Here is a 16,618-nt window from a genome sequence, read left to right on the forward strand (position 1 = left end):
CCAGAGCCCTCCTCAGGCCCACTTGAAGGCCCCTTCCCGCCAGGCCCACGCAACGCCTGCCATCAGCACGCCCAGAAACACGAACATTTCGATGACCGCGGAAGCGCCGAGCTCCCTCACCACAACGGCCCAGGGATACATGAAGAGCATTTCGACGTCGAAGGCCAGGAAGATCAGCGTAGCGGGATAGTAGCGGGCGTGATACCGGGAGAGCGCGTGCTGCTCAGGGATCCAGCCGCTGGTGTACGGCTTGTTGACGAGTGGATTAGTGGCTGTGGCGGTGAGATGGTTCAACGCATACAAACCGCCTACACCGGCGACGGCCAGCGCGAAGGCGAATGCCAGGTTCAGGTAAGCCAGCATGGCGTCCTTTCCGTTTGTTCGTCAGCAGCCGGGCTCGCGAGGATCGTCAGTATGCTTACCGTACCCTGCACGACCACGAGTTATGGAGCCGGTGACGATATGGTTCGGTTCCTGGGCCGGCTGAATGCTTTCGATCTCCTTGTAACTGTCGCTTTCGGCTCCACGCCGGCCACCATCCTGCTCAACCCGGAAATCGCCTCTTTCGAGGACCCGCTGCGGACGACCCGCCCCAGCGAGTCCATGGTGCTGCAGGCAGTGCGTTCCACCGGCTCCGGAGACGTCGCAGACGTTGCCGCCGTACTTCTCGAAACCAACGGAACCATCAGCGTCATCCCCAACAACAAGCTAGGCACCGGATCTGCCCTGAAAGGTGTCCGAGGAAACTTACAGGCTTGACGCCGGCAGGGCTTCGACAGGTCAATGGGTCCTTCCACCCGCAGGGTGGGCCAGAAAGAACGCCCTTATCCCGGCGGCGCCCTCGCCTTTCAGGAGCCAGTAAGCTGCCCAGCACTCAAGCGCGAAGCCTGCCACCCCAACAAGCAGAAGCCGGGTAGCAGCCCCGGCCACGACAAGTGCCAAACCCGCAAGGATCGCCAGGATCGCCAGCACCAGCCGACGTGCCCCGCCGTCCCCGGGGTGCCCTTTTCCGAGATTGTGCGCCCACGTGGGATCGTCGCTTTGGAGAAGGTTTTCAAGCTCCTCCAGACGCCTGCGCTCGTCGTCTGACAACGCCATGGTCCATCGCCTTCTTGGGCTTAGGTTCGTCTCTTGTCCTCTTATTCAGGCTATGCACCCTGCCGGCGCCGGACAACGGGTGTTGCCCGCTCGTGATGGGCGCCCCGCATTCTTGACACGGTTGTTACGGCCGCCGCCTCAAAACGGGCCTACGGTTAAGAAAAGCACCGCTACCCGGCACCCCTGGCTCCCCCTTCACGCGCCGGGTGCGTCCCGCCAAGCGGCGGCGGCCCCTCTGAAAGGATGCGTGGCAAGATGCACTCTGAATCACTACCAACGGGGAATTCCATTCCTCCCCGGCCGGTCAGGCCTCCAGTCAGCAAAGAAGAGCCCCCAGTATCCGGAAAAGAACCGGCCAGGAGAAACGAACCAGCCCAAGTCACCAGGGCGGGGATGATCTGGGTGGCGACAGTGGCGGCACTTGTTGTGTTGAGCCTGCTGATCGTTTTCATCCTCCAGAACCAGGACCAGGTCCAGGTCCAGTACCTGGGACTGTCGGGATCCTTGCCGCTTGGCGTCGGGCTGTTTATCGCGGCCGTCGCCGGAGGCCTGCTCGTAGCGATCGTGGGCGCGGTACGGATTACCCAGCTGCGCAGGGCGGCCAGCCAGACACAGCACCGTCGCAGCGCCCCGGCGCCATCGGCCCTTACCCGGGCCCTGCGGCGCAGGCACCAGGACGAATAACGGCGGTGGCCGAAGGGCCACTGCCTGAACGCAGGTCAACTGCTCCCAAGCCAAAGGAACGGCGGCCCTGAAAGCTCCGGTCCGCCGGCGGACGTGCGCCTTTCGCAGGCCGCGGCGTCGCCTGCCGTTCCCAACTGTTTCCAGGAAGGAATCCCCCATGTCATTGACGCGTCTCATTCGTGCCCTGCTCTGTTTCCTGCTCGCGTTTGGTACAGCCTTAGGGCTAGGCGGGTGCTACAACGCCGGAGCCGAGAACTACAAGTCTGTGGCCCCTGGCGCCAACCTCGACCTGCAGGGACTCGAACTCCGGAGCATCTCGCTGGTCACCGCCGCCAAAGACTCACCGGGCCGCCTCCTGGGGATGGTTTTCAACCGCACTGGTGAAGACATCGGGCTGGTCATCAAGGACAAGAACAACACCATGGACCTGACCGTCCCGGCCCACGGCCAGATCGGATTCGACACGTCCGAACACATTCTTCAAAGTACAGAGAACGCGCCGGGGGCACGCGCCGACCTCACCGTCGAAGCCAAGGGCAAGAGCGAGGTCATCGATGTTCCGGTGCTTGATGGGACCCTGTCGCAGTACGCCCCCTACGTACCGAACTAGTACCAGACCCACGCAGGCTGCGGCGGGGCGGGTTCAGGCGCCATCGGCAAACCCGGAAACAGCACAGCCATTGCGCAAATGCAACTACTGCGTTTTCATAAGGGTATGGATGCCCACGGCTGCCTGCCCGAAGGAGAGCCCAATGAAATCGATCAGACTTTGCGCGGCCGCGGGAGCGACCGCTGCAGCGCTTGCCCTGGCAGGCTGCACCGGCGGCCCGGCGCCGGGATTAACCACAGCGGCGCCAGCCCCGTCGAACCCGGCGGCATCCCAGCCGGGCGGAGCGGGACTCTCAGCAGTCCCCGGGGTTGTCAAGGACGTTGAACCTTCCGTCGTCACCATCCGTACAGATATCGGCCTGGGCAGCGGCGTCATCTACAGCAGCGACGGCTCCATCGTGACGGACGCCCATGTGGTGGAGGATCAGCAAAAGCAGCCATTCAAAACCGTCCAGGTCCAGTTCGCGGACGGATCGCAGGACCAGGGCACGTTGGTGGGCGTTGATGACGTCACCGACGTCGCCGTCGTGAAGGTTGACCGGACGGGCCTTCCTGCCGCACGGTTCGCTTCATCGGACCCGGAGGTCGGCTCCATGACGGTGGTCATCGGCAGCCCCCTGGGCCTGGCGGAAACGGTCACCGCTGGCATCGTCTCCAGCCTGCACCGCAATATGCCGCCCTCGCGGGAATCTCCCCATGGCGCCATTGACCTGCTCCAGACTGATGCCCCGATCTCCCCTGGCAACTCCGGCGGCGCCGTAGCCGACTCCACCGGACAGGTCATCGGACTCTCCGAGGCCTACCTGCCGCCAAGCTCCGGAGCCGTGGCCATCGGCTTTGTGACGCCATCGGCCACAGTCACCAACGTGGCCGACCAGCTGCTGGCGAGCGGTTGGGTCAAGCACGCCGCCCTTGGCGTGGTCCCCACGGACATCACGCCGCAAATTGCCCAACGCTTCTCATTGCCCGCCACTGCCGGAGCGCTGATCGTCAGCGTGTCGCAAGGCAGTCCGGCCGAACAGGCGGGCATGAAGCCGGGCGACATCATCACCACGTTCGCCGGCGCAGACGTGCGAAACGTAACGGACCTGCTCGTGGCCCTCAGGAAGCAGGATCCGGGCCAGCAGGTGGAGGTGGACGTACAGCGCGGCAAGGCTTCGCAGAAGCTGCACGTAACCCTCGGAAACCTCGCCAACCAGCCCTGACAGGTCGAACACGGGGCGGTGGGGCTTCCGCTCATCCAAGGAACGATTGCGTATACGCAATCACCGAAATACTGTTAAATGCCGGGCTAGACCAAGGAGGGATCCAGATGGAAACAGCACGTCGCGTCGTTGTTGTCACGGGAGCCAGCGGCGGGATCGGCCGGGCTTCCGCCATTGCCTTTGCGAAGGAAGGCGACGCCGTCGCCCTCCTTGCCCGCGGGGAGGCAGGGCTGGCAGCAGCCGCTTCCGAGGTCGAATCCTTTGGAGGCACAGCCTTGACCATCCCGGTGGACGTGGCCGACGCCGGGGCGGTGGATGCGGCGGCCGACCGGGTGGAGCGGGAGCTCGGCCCCATCGACGTGTGGGTCAATGTCGCCTTCACATCGGTCTTCGCGCGCTTCGATGACATCCGGGCCGATGAGTTCAAGCGGGTCACCGAGGTTGCCTACCTGGGCTATGTCTACGGGACCATGTCGGCACTCAAGCGCATGAAGCCCAGGAACCGCGGGACCATTGTGCAGGTGGGGTCAGCTCTCGCCTACAGGGGGATACCGCTGCAGTCGGCGTACTGCGGCGCCAAGCACGCCATCCAGGGCTTCAATGAGTCCCTCAGGACCGAACTGCTGCACGAGGGCAGTCGCGTCAGGACCACGATGGTCCAAATGCCGGCGGTCAACACCCCCCAATTTTCCTGGGTCCTTTCCCGCCTGCCGCATCAGGCGCAGCCGGTACCCCCGATCTACCAGCCGGAAGTGGCAGCGCAGGCCGTGGTGTACGCCGCCGCCCACCCCCAGCGGCGTGAATACTGGGTGGGTGGCAGCACAGCGGCAACCCTGATCGCCAACGCAGTAGTCCCCGGCTTCCTTGACCGGTACCTGGCGAAGACCGGTTTCAAGGCCCAGCAGACCCGGGACCGCCGGAACCCGCACCAGCCCGCGAACCTTTGGAAACCTGCCGATTCGGGCCGGGATTTCGGAGTGCACGGGATCTTTGACGACCAATCCCTGCCACACAGCTACCAACTCCTCGCATCCCACCACCATGGCGTCACCGCCGCAGCCGCCGGCGCCCTCCTCGCCGGCGGCGCCGCCGTCGGAGTCCTCCTGCGCAAGGCAGCACGGTGAAAATGCTCGAGCTGATCCGCACCGCCTACGGAACAACAGCACTCATCGCCCCGGGGGCTGTTGAGCACCTGCTGAGCGGCCACGCCCCGGACGAACGGGCCCGAACCGTGATCCGGATCCTGGGCGCGCGGCACCTGCTGCAGGCCGCCGTCACAGCCCGGGGCAGCCGGGGGATCCATCTGCTTGGCTGCGGGGTGGACCTGCTCCACGCACTGACTGCCGCCGGCCTCGCCGTCGTGGATGAACGACGGCGGCCTGCCGCTGCGGCGAACGCCGCCATCGCCCTCGCATTCGCGGCAGGGGAACAGCGGTTGTCTTCAAAGAGCCGCTGACCACGGAACCGCTTGACTCCCAACCGATCACAGTCACAACGCAGGAGGAAAGGAAGACGATGGAAAAGCAACAGAATCCCCCCATGGACCCGGACACGTCGGAGGCCACCAAGACCCAGCTGGACCTGGCAAAAGGCCAGGGTGAGGCTTTCGGCAAGGCGCTGGAGTACATGGTGCAGCAGGTGGCGAACACAGGAGGGAAGCAGCACGCCGGTGAGTACATCGTCGGGTACGCGGTGGAAGACGCCGAGGGAATGTACCGGTACCGGAATGGACAGCTCGACTGGCAGAACCCGGACGGCGAAAACGCCCACGTGGAGATCACCGTGTGCGATGCGGCGGACGGCCGCTTCGTTCCCGCGGTGAAGGTTATGGCAGCGCTGATTACGCCCGGGGGCCAAAAACTGGGCCCGCATGACCAGGAACTGGTGTGGCACCCCATGCTCTACCACTACGCCCGCAACTGGACCCTCCCGGAGGACGGGGAGTACACCCTGCAGGTCCACATTGAACCGCCCACCTTCATGAGGCATGACGAGGTCAACGGGTGGCGGTTCACGAAACCGGTGGACGTGGAGTTCACGGGCGTCAAGATCCAGCGCGGCAGCGAACCGGTCACGCCGCCTGCCGGGTAACGCCGGACCGTGTCCGGCGAAGCACCCCGGCACTCAGGGACGTAAGGCCGGACGAACGACTAGAGGAAGGACGCTGCATGGGAAACGATTCCGCACGGAAGAAGGAACAGAAGCTGTCGCTGACCGGTTCTGTGGCACTGGGGACGGGGGTGATGATCGGAGCTGGAATTTTTGCCCTCGTGGGCCAGGTTGCCGAGTTGGCCGGCGGCTGGGTGGCCTGGGCCTTCATCGCCGGAGCCCTGGTGGTCGCGTTCAGTTCCTACTCCTATATCCGTTATTCCGCGACGAATCCGTCGTCGGGCGGAATCGCAATGCTGCTGAAGGCCGCTTACGGCCCTGGGGTGGCTGCGGGCTCGTTCTCCCTGTTCATGTACGCGTCGATGATCCTGGCCGAGAGCTTGCTGGGCCGGACCTTCGCCACCTATCTGTTGAGGCCCCTCGGGCTGCAGGACTCGGCGCTGTGGGTGCCCGTCCTGGCGGTCGCGGCCATCGCGGGCGCAGCGTTGGTGAACCTGGTTGGCAACAAGTTGGTGGAGGGCTCCGCTACGGTGACCGCGGCCATCAAGATAGCCGGGATCGCGGTCTTGGCAATCGCCGGAATCTTCGCCGCCGGGGTCTCCTCCCTGGGTGGCCTCTTCAGCAGCGCAAACCGCACGCCGCCGGATGCGGGACCAATGGGGTTCCTGGCAGGTGCCGCCCTGTGCATCCTGGCGTACAAGGGATTCACCACCATTACCAACCAGGGCGGGGATCTGCGCGATGCCAAACGCAACGTGGGCCGTTCCATCATCATTGCGATCAGTTTGTGTACGGTGCTGTACCTGCTGATCATCGTCGCAGTCACCGGAAGCCTCAGTGTTCCGGAGATCGTGAGGGCGCGGAACTATGCGCTGGCAGAGGCCGCTGAGCCCGCGTTCGGGCCCTGGGGTGTGGGCCTGACCGCGGTGATCGCCGTCGTCGCCACGCTGTCGGGGCTGGTGGCCAGCCTCTTCTCGGTTTCCCGGCTCTACGACATGCTTCGCGATATGGGCCAAGCCCCGGGCCTGCCGGGAAAAGAGGGGCACCAATCGTTGTTCATCACCGCGGGGCTGGCCATCGTTGCGGCCGCATTCTTTGATCTATCCCAGATTGCCTCCCTTGGGGCAGTCCTCTACCTGGCAATGGACATAGCAATCCACTGGGGCGTCATCCGGCATTTGAAGAACGATATCGACGCCGGGACCTGGATCCCCTGGACCGCGATTGTGCTCGATACGGTCGTCTTGGTGCCCTTCGTGGTCCTTAAGGCGCAGTCGGATCCGCTCACCGTGGTCATCACGGCGGTGGTAGCCGTGATCATCGTCGCGGCCCAATGGATCGCGGTCCGGCACAGGCATACGAGCGACGCGCCCCCGCAGGAGAACTCCGCGCACACCTACTCCGACTAGGACGCGCCGCCGGCAACAGGGCGGAAACGTGGGCACCGGGCGTTTCAGTTTTCGACGAGTCCCAGTGGGGGCGGTGCAAGGCCGAACTCGTTCTTCAGGGCGGACCGGGCCGCGTACCAGCCGCAAAGCCCGTGGACAGAGGGCCCGGGCGGGGTGGAGGACGAGCAGAGGTACACGCCCCGGGCGGGCGTCCGCCACGGGTCGGGGGAAACCACCGGGCGCTTCAACAGCTGCCGCGTGGTAATGGCTCCTGCGGCGAAGTCACCGCCGATGTAGTTGGGGTCGTACTGGCTGTACCCGTGCGCGGTGATGGCTCGGGAGGCGAGGATTACGTCCCGGAAGCCCGGGGCGAACTGTTCGATCCGGGACACGATGGCCTCGGTCATATCCACCGTGGAACCGGAAGGCACATGGGTGTAGGTCCACAGGACGTGGCGCCCGGAGGGGGCGCGGCTGGGGTCCATGGTGGACGGCTGGCTCACCAGGACGAACGGATCCTTCGGATGCCTCCCGGCCGCCACTTCCGCTGCCGACCGTGCCATGTGGGCCCGGGTACCGCCCAGATGCACTGTCGGGGTCGCTGCCAGCTCCGAGTTGGTCCACGGCACCGGTCCGGAGAGCGCGAAGTCGACTTTACTGACGGCGTTCCCGTACCGGAATGAGGAGATCCTACGCAGGTAGCTGGAGGGAAGCTCGCTTCCCGCCAGTTCCGCGAGTCCAGCGGCGGAGACGTTCAGCAGGACAGCCTTTGCCCCGGAGTCCTGCCGAACTTCCGCCACCGAGGACGCCGGGGAATCCAGGACAATTTCGCCGCCATGCTCCAGCAGGTCCGCAGCCATGGCATCGGCGATCGATTGCGATCCGCCCACGGGAACGGGCCATCCGCGGGCATGGGCGTGGGCGCCCAGAAGCAGCCCCGCCCCGGCTGTTGCCAGCCCGGGCAGAATGCCGATGGAGTGCCCGCTCACGCCGGTCACCATGGCCGGCGCCAGTTCCCCCGAAAACCGCAGGTTCCACCATGGGCCTCCCTGCTCCAGGGTCCGGGCGCCGTAAGCCACCGCCGCCAGCGGATCCCGCGGGATGCGGATCAGCTGATGCTGGGTGAGATCGGTGATCCCGTCCGCCCTCTGGACCAGGGGCCCGAAAAGCCGGCGGTACGCGGTGCCGTCGCTGCCCAGTCCTGACGCCGTCCGGTCAAGGCTGCGGTAGGCGATTCCTGCCCTGTTCGCGTCGAGGGCATGGGCGAAGGAGATCCCGGGAACCAGCAGCTTGATACGTTTTTCCAGTTCGAAAGCCTGGAAGAACGGGCTTGCCAGTGCCATGGGGTGCACGGCCGAGCAAACGTCGTGCAGGAAGCCGGGCAATGTCAGTTCGGAGGTGCGGGTCCCTCCCCCGATTTTGCCGGCCGCCTCCACCAGCCGGACCTTCAACCCTGCCCGGGCCAGGGTCACGGCCGCCGCCAAGCCGTTAGGCCCGGCGCCAACAACAACAGCGTCCGTCATGGTTCCGCTCCTCCCGCCGAGACCGGCAGCCGGCTGTGCGGGGCGCGCTCAGCCCTCGCACTCGGTGCAGTACAGGTGGCCGTCCTTTTCCTTGGCAATCTGGGAACGGTGCCGGACCAGGAAGCAGGAGTGGCACGTGAACTCGTCTTCGGCTGCGGGCACCACCACTACCGTGAGTTCCTCGGCCACGATTTCGCCGCCGGGGGCGCCGACCACGTCGGCATCATCAGGGACATCCAGCTCCCGGACCACGCTGCGGGCGTCCGGGGCGTTGGCGGATTTGAGGTCCTCGAGCGAACGCTCTTGTGTTTCCTTAACGTCGGTCCGCAGTTCGTCGTAGTCAGCAGCCATGATCATCCTCGTTTCCTTTGCAGTTCCGTACCCAACGTATCTACCGCCCTGGTTGTTCCCGTCGGCGCCTACCGCAGCATGGATACAGGTGGTGCGGGAATGGACGTCCCCCCGTACTCGACGGCGGCAGCGTCCATGAGGTGGCCCCACTGCGTGCCTGCGATGTCTGACCCGTTCACGCCGGCATAGTACTTCCCGTTGATCGTGATGTCCTGGTTGGCCCACTGGGGACCGAAGCCTTTGTAGCTCCCGAACCACGAGGCGGTGGCAATTCCCGTTGTAGCCCCCACGGTCCAGGTCTGGGTGTTGCCGTCCGTGGTTCCGGTCTTTGCGAAAATGTCATGGTCCCTGTTGACGGGGATTTTGTAGCCGGAGCCTTTGACCAGGACGCGCTCAAGTGCGTACGCCACTCCGGCGGCCACCTTCGGATTAATGGCCTGGGCGCAGTTGGCCGAGGGAACCGGGTAGTCGTGGCCCTGGGCATCCTTGACGGATTCCAGCGCGACCGGCTCGCAGTGAACGCCGCCTGCCGCGAAGGTTGCATAGGCGTTGGCCATGTCCAGCGGTGCCACATCCTGGGTGCCGATGAGGCTGGCGATGCTGGACAGGTCGTAGGGCTGGTTCGTGTGGCCGTTCTTGACGCCCGCCGCCGTCGCCATCTTCTGGATGTCACAGAAGTCCAAACGCGCGGCGGTCTGGAAGGTGATGGTATTGATCGACTGGTAGAGGCCCTGCAGGACGCTCATCCGGTAGTAGTGGTGGGGATCATCGTTGGGCAGAGGGGTCTGCCCAACGGCTGGGTCATAGGAGCCGGACGTGGTCCCGCAGCTGTTCTTCCACGGGAAGCCTGCCTTGTAGACGCGGACCGCCCCGTCCAGGATGGTGGCCATGGACCGGCCGGACCGGAGCCATTCGGCGAAGACGAACGGCTTCATGGTGGAACCGATCTGGAAGCCGCCGGCGCCGTGCAGTGGGTTGCCGTTGGCGTCCTTCTCGGGGAGGGCAAGGTTGCCCGTATAGTTTCCCGGTGCTGCCGCCGGGTTGTAGTTGGTGTTTTGCGCCATGGCCAGGACCTTTCCGGTTCCTGGCTGGACGCTGACCAGAGCTGAGCCGCGCTGCAGCGGGTCGGTTGCCGGCAGCGCGGCGTCGACCTCTTTCTGCGCGACCTGCTGCAGGGCTGGGTCCAGTGTGGTGCGGATTGTCAGTCCGCCCTGGTCCAGGAGCTTCTGCCGGGCATCCTCGTCCGGACCGAACGCGGGGCTGTTGAGGATCAGCCGCTTGACGTAGTCGCAGAAGTAGGGGGCAAAGGCCGCGGCGGCGCAGCCCTGCACGCTCTGGTGGACGTCCAGGCCCAGGGGTGCGGCCACGGCCTGGTCATGTTGCGCGTCAGTAATGCGGCCCTGTTCGAGCATCTTGTTCAGCACCACGTTCCTGCGCGCCACCACATGCTCGGGATGGGCGAGGGGGTCGTAGTAAACCGGGCTGTTAACCACCGCGGCCAGGGCGGCCGCTTCGGGCAAGCTCAACTTGGTGGCTGGGACGCCGAAGTACTCCTCGGCTGCGGTTTGCACCCCATAGGCGCCGTTGCCGAAGTAGACGATGTTCAGGTAGCCAGCGAGGATCTCATCCTTGGAATACTTCTTCTCCAGCGCTATTGCCAGCTTCATCTCGCGCAGCTTGTCGCCGATGGTTTTCGCCGCGCCCGTCTTCACCTTGTCAGCGTTGCCGTCGGTCACCAGGGATTCGATGATGATGTTGTTGACGTACTGCTGGGTAATGGTTGACGCGCCCTGCCGCCCGCCCTGGATGGTAACGGCCAGGGCCCGAAGGATGCCGGTGGGATCAACGCCCCCGTGTTCGTAGAAACGGGCGTCCTCGATGGAAATGATTGCATCGCGCATGAAGGGGGACATCTTGTCCAGGCTGACGGGAATTCGATTCTGGGAATAGAACGTGGCGATCACGGAGCCGTCTGCCGCCAGCACTTTCGAGTTCCGTGCCGGCGGGTTCAGTTCCAGCTCGGCCGGGAGCTGGTCGAAGAAGCTAATGGAGCGGCCCGCAACCGTTGCCCCCACCGCCGTGGCGGGAACGAAAAGGCCCGCTGCCAGAATGCCGCAGGCTACGCAGACCGTGATGAAGGCCAACAGTTTCGGTACCAGCGCCTTTTTCACGTGCATCCACATTCTTCCTTGCTCGTTGGCTGCGCAAACGGCGAGGCACAAGTGCTTCGTGCCTTCTCCGCCTGCTCCGGTGAGCCTGCCCCGGCATCTTGCCAGCGCAGCGTCCCCCTGCTTACATGTAGTAGTGCATATGTTATTTGCCAGCATACGTTCACTGCCCCACTCTGATGCAAATGGCAGCACCTCCGCGCAGGCACCGGCATGAAAGCCCTCGTGGTCGGCGCCGGCATCGCCGGACTCGTCGCGGCCCGCCAGCTCGCCCTGGCCGGCTGGGACGTTGAGGTGCTGGAAAGTCCCGGGCACCGCGGCCCGACGGCTACATGATGGACTTCTTCGACCCCGGGGTGGAGGCGTCGGAGCGGATCGGCCTGTACCCCCGGCTGGCAGTGGCGGCCTACCACATCCAGTCCGCCGACTACGTGGATACCAAAGGCCGCACTACATGCAGCATCGACGACCCCAGGTTCTCTGAGCTGGCCGGTGGGAAGGTCCTAAGCCTGCAGCGCCCGGATATCGAGGCAGCGGCCCTGGCCGCGCGGGATAATCTCCCGGCAGGGTGCGGGTGCGTTACGGGGCACGGACGGTCAAGGCGCGCACAGACGGGGATGGCGCACACGTCCTCCTGGAAAATGGCTTCCGGCGGACGGTGCGCGCCGACGTGCTGATCGGTGCAGACGGCATCCACTCAGAGGTGCGCGCCGGCGTCGAACGGCCCCGAAAGGGACTACCTCCGGCCCTTGGGCATGCGGGCCGCAGCTTTCATCATCACCGACCCGGCCCTGAATGCGCGCTTCCAGGGCAGATTCATCCTGACCGACACGCTCAACCGCATGGCCGGGCTGTACGGCATCCGGCAGGACGAGGTGGCGGCCTTCCCGGTCTACCGGGACGCCGTGTCACGGGGGGAAGAGGCAGCAACGGCCCGCCAGCGGCTCCGCAGCGAGTTCGCCGGCCTGGGGGATGGGGTGGAAAGGCTCCTTGACCTGTGCCCCGCGCATCCCTACGACGACACCGTGGCGCTGGTGGTCATGCCCCGCTGGCACGCCGGCCGCACCGTCCCGGTAGGTGACGCGTGCGGCGCCGTCTCGCTGCTGGCCGGCCAGGGCGGCTCACTGGCCATCGCCGGGGCCGCGCTGCTCGGAGACGTCCTGGGGCCGGTTGCCACACCCAGCGGCATCGGGGCGGCGCTGGAGCGGTTCGAGCAGCAATGGCGCCCCGTCGTCGAGGTGGCACAAAAGTCGGGACGGCGGACCGCCGCGTCTTTCTTTCCCAGGAACAGCGCCCAGCGCCTTTTGCGCAGGTGGGTCATCCGCGTAACCCGCCTGCCCGGCGTCGACCGTATTGTGGCGCACCAAATCCTGCGCAGCATCGCCAAGTAGGGCCGATAGCCGCATGCAGCACAGTGACGAAGCCGGGAACCTAAGCGCGGCCGGCGGCTCACCAACACAGGAGGGCCAGAGCTGGCGATGTGTTCTTCGCGCAGAACGGGGACAGGGACGTGCCAATTACTGGCTGCGGCCGGGCTTTCCCTACAGTGGAACATGGCAACGGCGGATGGAAGGGCGGTGGGTCGCATGAGTGCCCCGTTCCGGCTCCCCCGCACCCTGGTCTTTACCGCGGCCATGTTCGCTCTGGCTTCAGGAGCCCACCTGCTGGCAGGAGGACTCCTCCCATCGCAGGGAATCTTGGCCGGAATCGCGGCTCTGGTGTTGGCGCCGGTCATGATCCTCTCCAAGACCAGGGTTACGACACCTGTGATGATCGGGCTCTTGGCTTCCAGCCAGGTCGCACTGCACTGGGCCTTCGACGCGTTCTCTGTGTCCTCATCATTTACTCCTGCCGCCGGCCCTCATGGGCACAGCGCATTGCCGTCCCCATCAGCGGCCGAAGTCCTGATGCATGAGCATGCCAATGTGCCCGGTGCCTTGATGCTGGTTCTGCATGCGGCAGCAACCCTGGCCACTGCCATAGTCCTTGCGAAAGGCGAGGTCGCAGTGTGGGCGCTGGCCGCATGGCTGCGTCCATTGGTCCGGATCCTGACTTCCCTTGCCATCCCGGAGTGGCCGCACATTGCCGAGCCGGCCGCCGTCGTCATTACCTTCCGGTGGCGGAACCTGCGCCTGCCCGCCCTCCGCGGGCCGCCGGACTTCCACGCCGCACTCTAAGCGGCTGCCAAACCCCGCGAAGCCCCCTGGCCGAAAGCGCCAGGGGCCCGCCGCGTTGCCATTTTTCCTGCGCCGCCGCACTTGCGGCCCATTTTGGCGCACCCTTTTGGAAGGCTTTGCTTTGAACACCCCATACCGCCGTACCCTCAGAACCCTGACCGCCTCCGCTGCTGCCGCTGGAATCCTGACGGCCGGCGCCGCCGCTGCGTCCGCCCACGTCAGCGTGAACCCAGACGATACCGGCGCCAACGGCTACTCCCACCTGACCCTTAACGTCCCCAACGAGTCCCCCACCGCCAAGACCAGCAAGCTCGAGGTCACGCTGCCAACCGATACTCCCTTCACCTCCGTCTCCGTCAAGCCCGTGGAGGGTTGGACCGCCAAGGTGGTCACCGGTGACCTGCCCAAGCCCGTCACCGTGGCCGGCACAACGGTAACCAAAGCCCCCGCCTCGGTGGTGTGGACCGCCGACGAAGCCCACCAACTGGGCCAGAACCAGTACCAGGCCTTCTCGCTGTCCGTGGGCCGGCTTCCCGCGGAGGGCACCAGGGTCACCTTGAAAGCGGCCCAGACGTACACCGACGGCAGCGTGGTGAAGTGGGACGAGGAGAACGACGAGGGACAGCCGGAACCCCAGCACCCGGCACCGTCGTTTGTGACAACGGCCGACGACGGCGCTGCCGCCGCCACGGCGTCCCTGTCACCGGGTGCCGCGGCAGTGAAAGTGACCCGAACGGCCCAGGATTCCGGGGACGCGGCGTCAATGTGGGGCATGGTGCTGGGGGCGGCAGGCTTTGTACTCGGCGCAGCAGCACTAGGGCTGGTCCTCGCCGGCCGCCGGACCCGGGCCGCTGGAAAATAGAAGGGGAGACCGATGAAGACCACCTCCTCCTCCACTCCACTGGCCTGGCTGGCACGGGTGCTGCTGCCGGTCGCCACCGCCGCGTTCCTACTGGTTTCTTCGACACCGGCCCAGGCGCACGACTCCCTGGCGTCCAGCAACCCGGCCAGCGGTTCCACGGTCGATGCCATGCCCGCGAAGATCGAACTGACATTCGACCACACCCCCATCGCCATCAACTCGATCGTGCGCGTGGAGGACCCCAGTGGCACGGACCAGGCGGATGGGCCCGTATCGATCGTTGACAACCAGGTCAGCCAGGCTGTGAAACCGGATGCACCCAAAGGTAAGTACACAGTGGTGTGGCGCGTGGTGTCCTCCGACGGCCACCCCATCGAGGGTACCTTCACCTTCACCGCAGGCGGGCCAAAAGCGGCACCCGCTGCTGCGCCCGCGGCGGCTGCGGCTGATACCGGGCTGCCGGCCCAGCTGGTGGTGGCGGGCATTGTTTCTGCCATCCTGGTCACCGGGCTGGCAGTGGCCGGGGTTTTAGTTCGGCGCCGGCTGCGGAACTCCGAAGGCGAGGATTGAGCGGCCTGCGCTTGGATGCCCCGAGGCTGCGCGGGATCAGCACGCGGCCCTGAGCGCCGGTGTTCCTCCGGTGCTGCACTCCCATGCCTACAGGACGCCCGCGGAAAGCGGGGCGTGCTGTAGGCATGGCGGGGCGACATCGGGACGAGGGCACAGCATGTTGCGGGATGCGTCTTACTCGTCCGCGGCGTTAAGGAGTCATCAAGAAGCCGGTTCTCCGGGTCGGGTTGACTTCCTGTCTGCTAGGTTCAGCGGTGACGCCGGGATAGCGGAGGAAATAACTGCGAAAACATAGTGCCCAAACATGCTGGATGAGCAGCGGAAGACCGCTCCCCCATGCCGGACCGGCCCATTGCCCTGGATACGCGCGCTGAAGGGGATGGCGGTTGGGGATGTTTCCCCTCCTTAGCGAATCTCGCCGCGTGCCAGCGGCAGAAGAGATATGTGAATGAGTCCTGAGAGGACAACAGCCCGAAACCGGGTCCGAAACGTCCGGGCTCCTGCCCGCCCCACTAAGCGGCGGGCCCGGACTGCGACCGGTGCGATGCTGCTCCACCCGGTTCGACTCGTGCCCTTGGCGTTCCTCGTCGGACTTCCTTGGCTCGAGTCCTTTCTGCTGGGCGCCGTCCTGGCCCCGACAGACCCGGCATTCGCCGCGGCCATCGTTGGGAGGGACGAAATTCCCGGCAGGCTCAGACACCTCCTGAACGCGAATCCGGCGTTAACGACGGCTTGGCGCTGCCCATCGTGCTCGTCCTGCTCGCCGCCGCCGGTGCCCCCGCTCCCCCGGCACATGAATAGGTGTAGTTCACCAACCGCCCACCCAACAAAACCGGAACGAGGAAACGCAAGAACCCACTCCCAGCAGGCGGAAGGCTCTCCAGTCAGAGACTTGAACCCGCGACCCCACACACTTGCATAGGCTCCGCGGCAGCCAGGCAAAAGCCCGCACCCCCCACCGTCAGAGGCGCCCCCGCGCAAGCTTTGTCAACACGTCAAAGCAAAAAAGCCTCTGACGAGGGAAAACACTGTGCCCGAGGTGGGACTCGAACTACATTCCAAGCCCTGCAAACACTGGGAACCCGCGAAAACATGCGGAGTCCTGGACAGTCCGGAGGCTGTTGGGCCCAGTACGGGACGAAAAGTGTGGACATTGTCCACAGCCCCCTTTCGGGGGCGCTGGAGCACTACCGGGGCATCAGATGACTGGAAATCCCGGCGGCAGAGTCCAGCAAGTCGATAGTGCCCGCGGCGACTCCGACGACAAGGTCGAAGCCTTCATCCGTGGTGAAGCCATGCCTGTAACCGTTGATCCACAGCAGCAGCACCATGAGCGTCCACGCCGTCCGTTTGTTGCCATCAATGAGTGGCTGGAACCGCGCGACCGACTCCAACAACGCGGCCGCCTTCACCGCAAGCTCCGGATAGGCGTCCACACCCATAACAGTGGTAGCCGGCCTGGCCAATGCTGAGGCCAGCAATCCGACGTCGCGGATATGGAAGCCGTATCGATCAACTACCTGGAGTGCATCCTCAATGTCCAGGTACGCCGTCACGCGTCCTCAAGGCGCTTCAGCAACTCCGCATCATGACTCATAACAAAATCAAGCCCCTCGCTGATCTCACGCCGCCGCGCATGGCGCTGCAGAACCAACTCTGCACCCTGCAACAGAAGCGCGGACTTGGACGTATGTTCCTCGGCAGCCAACTTCTCCAGCCGCCGATCGAGGTCTTCAGGAACACGAAGATTCATAGCCATCCCCAATGGTACCAAAGCGGTACCCACGCTTGACTGGGCTGCCTACCTCGCTGGTGGGACCAGACTCACCCGTGCAGCGTCGCCGTGTCCTGGAAAGCTCTGTTGGGTTTTTCAA

21 protein-coding genes are annotated in these 16,618 nt (G+C 65.2%); 14 read left to right on the forward strand and 7 right to left on the reverse strand.

The genetic code is table 11. The features are described from left to right. Positions 1–12 precede the first annotated feature (12 nt). Positions 13–363, reverse strand: a complete 351-nt coding sequence (locus tag AC2JAJ_RS19090; protein ID WP_473697423.1) for an NADH-quinone oxidoreductase subunit A — start codon at positions 361–363, stop codon at positions 13–15. Between the two features lie 51 nt (positions 364–414). Here AC2JAJ_RS19090 and AC2JAJ_RS19095 point away from each other — a divergent pair, with 51 nt between their 5' ends. Next, complete coding sequence (locus AC2JAJ_RS19095) at positions 415–759, forward strand: DUF421 domain-containing protein (protein ID WP_473697424.1); 345 nt, start codon at positions 415–417, stop codon at positions 757–759. A 21-nt stretch (positions 760–780) separates the two neighbouring features. Here AC2JAJ_RS19095 and AC2JAJ_RS19100 read toward each other — a convergent pair whose 3' ends face one another. Then, positions 781–1,098: a DUF3040 domain-containing protein gene (locus AC2JAJ_RS19100; protein ID WP_473697425.1), complete on the reverse strand. Its 318-nt coding sequence runs from the start codon at positions 1,096–1,098 to the stop codon at positions 781–783. A gap of 411 nt (positions 1,099–1,509) precedes the next feature. On the opposite strand from AC2JAJ_RS19100, the gene AC2JAJ_RS19105 reads away from it, so the two are divergent. From AC2JAJ_RS19105 to AC2JAJ_RS19135, 7 genes are all read left to right on the forward strand, one after another. Beyond that, positions 1,510–1,782 carry a LapA family protein gene (locus AC2JAJ_RS19105; RefSeq protein WP_473697426.1) on the forward strand — a complete coding sequence of 91 codons (273 nt, stop codon included), beginning with the start codon at positions 1,510–1,512 and terminating at the stop codon, positions 1,780–1,782. Between the two features lie 157 nt (positions 1,783–1,939). Continuing rightward, the gene (locus tag AC2JAJ_RS19110; protein WP_473697427.1) at positions 1,940–2,392 is read left to right on the forward strand and encodes a hypothetical protein; all 453 of its coding nucleotides are present in this window, start codon (positions 1,940–1,942) and stop codon (positions 2,390–2,392) included. Positions 2,393–2,534: 142 nt separating this feature from the next. Next, the gene (locus AC2JAJ_RS19115) at positions 2,535–3,596 is read left to right on the forward strand and encodes a S1C family serine protease (RefSeq protein WP_486414850.1); all 1,062 of its coding nucleotides are present in this window, start codon (positions 2,535–2,537) and stop codon (positions 3,594–3,596) included. 107 nt (positions 3,597–3,703) lie between these two features. Continuing rightward, positions 3,704–4,720, forward strand: a complete 1,017-nt coding sequence (locus AC2JAJ_RS19120; protein WP_473697429.1) for an SDR family oxidoreductase — start codon at positions 3,704–3,706, stop codon at positions 4,718–4,720. Beyond that, positions 4,717–5,052, forward strand: coding sequence for a hypothetical protein (locus tag AC2JAJ_RS19125; RefSeq protein WP_501053264.1), 336 nt, complete (start codon positions 4,717–4,719; stop codon positions 5,050–5,052). The genes AC2JAJ_RS19120 and AC2JAJ_RS19125 overlap by 4 nt, the downstream gene beginning before the upstream one ends. A 59-nt stretch (positions 5,053–5,111) precedes the next feature. Next, positions 5,112–5,687 (forward strand): iron transporter, encoded by a 576-nt coding sequence (locus AC2JAJ_RS19130; RefSeq protein WP_473697431.1) that lies wholly within the window; start codon positions 5,112–5,114, stop codon positions 5,685–5,687. Positions 5,688–5,764: 77 nt separating this feature from the next. Further along, positions 5,765–7,114 carry an APC family permease gene (locus AC2JAJ_RS19135; protein ID WP_473697432.1) on the forward strand — a complete coding sequence of 450 codons (1,350 nt, stop codon included), beginning with the start codon at positions 5,765–5,767 and terminating at the stop codon, positions 7,112–7,114. 44 nt (positions 7,115–7,158) lie between these two features. Here the strand turns inward: AC2JAJ_RS19135 and AC2JAJ_RS19140 are convergent, their stop codons facing one another. The 3 genes from AC2JAJ_RS19140 to AC2JAJ_RS19150 form a co-directional block, all read right to left on the reverse strand. Further along, a complete protein-coding gene (locus tag AC2JAJ_RS19140) occupies positions 7,159–8,616 on the reverse strand; it encodes a phytoene desaturase family protein (protein WP_473697433.1) in 1,458 nt (485 codons plus the stop codon). 48 nt (positions 8,617–8,664) lie between these two features. Further along, entirely contained in the window at positions 8,665–8,967 is a 303-nt protein-coding gene (locus AC2JAJ_RS19145) for a DUF4193 domain-containing protein (RefSeq protein ID WP_473697573.1), read from the reverse strand. A 68-nt stretch (positions 8,968–9,035) separates the two neighbouring features. Then, positions 9,036–11,144, reverse strand: a complete 2,109-nt coding sequence (locus tag AC2JAJ_RS19150; RefSeq protein ID WP_473697434.1) for a transglycosylase domain-containing protein — start codon at positions 11,142–11,144, stop codon at positions 9,036–9,038. 204 nt (positions 11,145–11,348) lie between these two features. Here AC2JAJ_RS19150 and AC2JAJ_RS19155 point away from each other — a divergent pair, with 204 nt between their 5' ends. The 6 genes from AC2JAJ_RS19155 (at position 11,349) to AC2JAJ_RS19180 (ending at position 14,744) form a co-directional block, all read left to right on the forward strand. Then, positions 11,349–11,471: an FAD-dependent oxidoreductase gene (locus tag AC2JAJ_RS19155; protein WP_473697436.1), complete on the forward strand. Its 123-nt coding sequence runs from the start codon at positions 11,349–11,351 to the stop codon at positions 11,469–11,471. Continuing rightward, complete coding sequence (locus AC2JAJ_RS19160) at positions 11,468–11,812, forward strand: hypothetical protein (protein WP_501053486.1); 345 nt, start codon at positions 11,468–11,470, stop codon at positions 11,810–11,812. The genes AC2JAJ_RS19155 and AC2JAJ_RS19160 overlap by 4 nt, the downstream gene beginning before the upstream one ends. Further along, entirely contained in the window at positions 11,710–12,129 is a 420-nt protein-coding gene (locus AC2JAJ_RS19165; protein WP_501053265.1) for an FAD-dependent monooxygenase, read from the forward strand. The genes AC2JAJ_RS19160 and AC2JAJ_RS19165 overlap by 103 nt, the downstream gene beginning before the upstream one ends. 592 nt (positions 12,130–12,721) lie before the next feature. Then, positions 12,722–13,312: a hypothetical protein gene (locus AC2JAJ_RS19170; protein ID WP_473697437.1), complete on the forward strand. Its 591-nt coding sequence runs from the start codon at positions 12,722–12,724 to the stop codon at positions 13,310–13,312. Positions 13,313–13,433: 121 nt separating this feature from the next. Beyond that, positions 13,434–14,174, forward strand: coding sequence for a YcnI family copper-binding membrane protein (locus AC2JAJ_RS19175; RefSeq protein ID WP_486414848.1), 741 nt, complete (start codon positions 13,434–13,436; stop codon positions 14,172–14,174). Between the two features lie 12 nt (positions 14,175–14,186). Beyond that, complete coding sequence (locus tag AC2JAJ_RS19180; protein WP_473697439.1) at positions 14,187–14,744, forward strand: copper resistance CopC family protein; 558 nt, start codon at positions 14,187–14,189, stop codon at positions 14,742–14,744. A gap of 1,187 nt (positions 14,745–15,931) precedes the next feature. Here AC2JAJ_RS19180 and AC2JAJ_RS19185 read toward each other — a convergent pair. Together AC2JAJ_RS19185 and AC2JAJ_RS19190 are read right to left on the reverse strand one after the other, a co-directional pair. Further along, entirely contained in the window at positions 15,932–16,300 is a 369-nt protein-coding gene (locus AC2JAJ_RS19185) for a type II toxin-antitoxin system death-on-curing family toxin (protein WP_486414847.1), read from the reverse strand. Continuing rightward, positions 16,297–16,497 (reverse strand): ribbon-helix-helix protein, CopG family, encoded by a 201-nt coding sequence (locus AC2JAJ_RS19190; protein WP_133352300.1) that lies wholly within the window; start codon positions 16,495–16,497, stop codon positions 16,297–16,299. The genes AC2JAJ_RS19185 and AC2JAJ_RS19190 overlap by 4 nt, the downstream gene beginning before the upstream one ends. Positions 16,498–16,618: the final 121 nt, after the last annotated feature.

The sequence above is a fragment of the Arthrobacter sp. MOO21 genome, assembly GCF_057369995.2.

What these genes read in the sequence shown, in the direction of transcription:
- AC2JAJ_RS19170 (WP_473697437.1), top strand. Translation starts at nt 12,722, where the DNA reads ATGAGTGCCCCGTTCCGGCTCCCCCGCACCCTGGTCTTTACCGCGGCC.
- AC2JAJ_RS19135 (WP_473697432.1), top strand. Translation starts at nt 5,765, where the DNA reads ATGGGAAACGATTCCGCACGGAAGAAGGAACAGAAGCTGTCGCTGACC.
- AC2JAJ_RS19160 (WP_501053486.1), top strand. Translation starts at nt 11,468, where the DNA reads ATGATGGACTTCTTCGACCCCGGGGTGGAGGCGTCGGAGCGGATCGGC.
- AC2JAJ_RS19190 (WP_133352300.1), bottom strand. Translation starts at nt 16,497, where the DNA reads ATGAATCTTCGTGTTCCTGAAGACCTCGATCGGCGGCTGGAGAAGTTG.
- AC2JAJ_RS19155 (WP_473697436.1), top strand. Translation starts at nt 11,349, where the DNA reads ATGAAAGCCCTCGTGGTCGGCGCCGGCATCGCCGGACTCGTCGCGGCC.
- AC2JAJ_RS19110 (WP_473697427.1), top strand. Translation starts at nt 1,940, where the DNA reads ATGTCATTGACGCGTCTCATTCGTGCCCTGCTCTGTTTCCTGCTCGCG.
- AC2JAJ_RS19145 (WP_473697573.1), bottom strand. Translation starts at nt 8,967, where the DNA reads ATGGCTGCTGACTACGACGAACTGCGGACCGACGTTAAGGAAACACAA.
- AC2JAJ_RS19140 (WP_473697433.1), bottom strand. Translation starts at nt 8,616, where the DNA reads ATGACGGACGCTGTTGTTGTTGGCGCCGGGCCTAACGGCTTGGCGGCG.
- AC2JAJ_RS19180 (WP_473697439.1), top strand. Translation starts at nt 14,187, where the DNA reads ATGAAGACCACCTCCTCCTCCACTCCACTGGCCTGGCTGGCACGGGTG.
- AC2JAJ_RS19150 (WP_473697434.1), bottom strand. Translation starts at nt 11,144, where the DNA reads ATGCACGTGAAAAAGGCGCTGGTACCGAAACTGTTGGCCTTCATCACG.
- AC2JAJ_RS19130 (WP_473697431.1), top strand. Translation starts at nt 5,112, where the DNA reads ATGGAAAAGCAACAGAATCCCCCCATGGACCCGGACACGTCGGAGGCC.
- AC2JAJ_RS19115 (WP_486414850.1), top strand. Translation starts at nt 2,535, where the DNA reads ATGAAATCGATCAGACTTTGCGCGGCCGCGGGAGCGACCGCTGCAGCG.
- AC2JAJ_RS19120 (WP_473697429.1), top strand. Translation starts at nt 3,704, where the DNA reads ATGGAAACAGCACGTCGCGTCGTTGTTGTCACGGGAGCCAGCGGCGGG.
- AC2JAJ_RS19100 (WP_473697425.1), bottom strand. Translation starts at nt 1,098, where the DNA reads ATGGCGTTGTCAGACGACGAGCGCAGGCGTCTGGAGGAGCTTGAAAAC.
- AC2JAJ_RS19090 (WP_473697423.1), bottom strand. Translation starts at nt 363, where the DNA reads ATGCTGGCTTACCTGAACCTGGCATTCGCCTTCGCGCTGGCCGTCGCC.
- AC2JAJ_RS19095 (WP_473697424.1), top strand. Translation starts at nt 415, where the DNA reads ATGCTTACCGTACCCTGCACGACCACGAGTTATGGAGCCGGTGACGAT.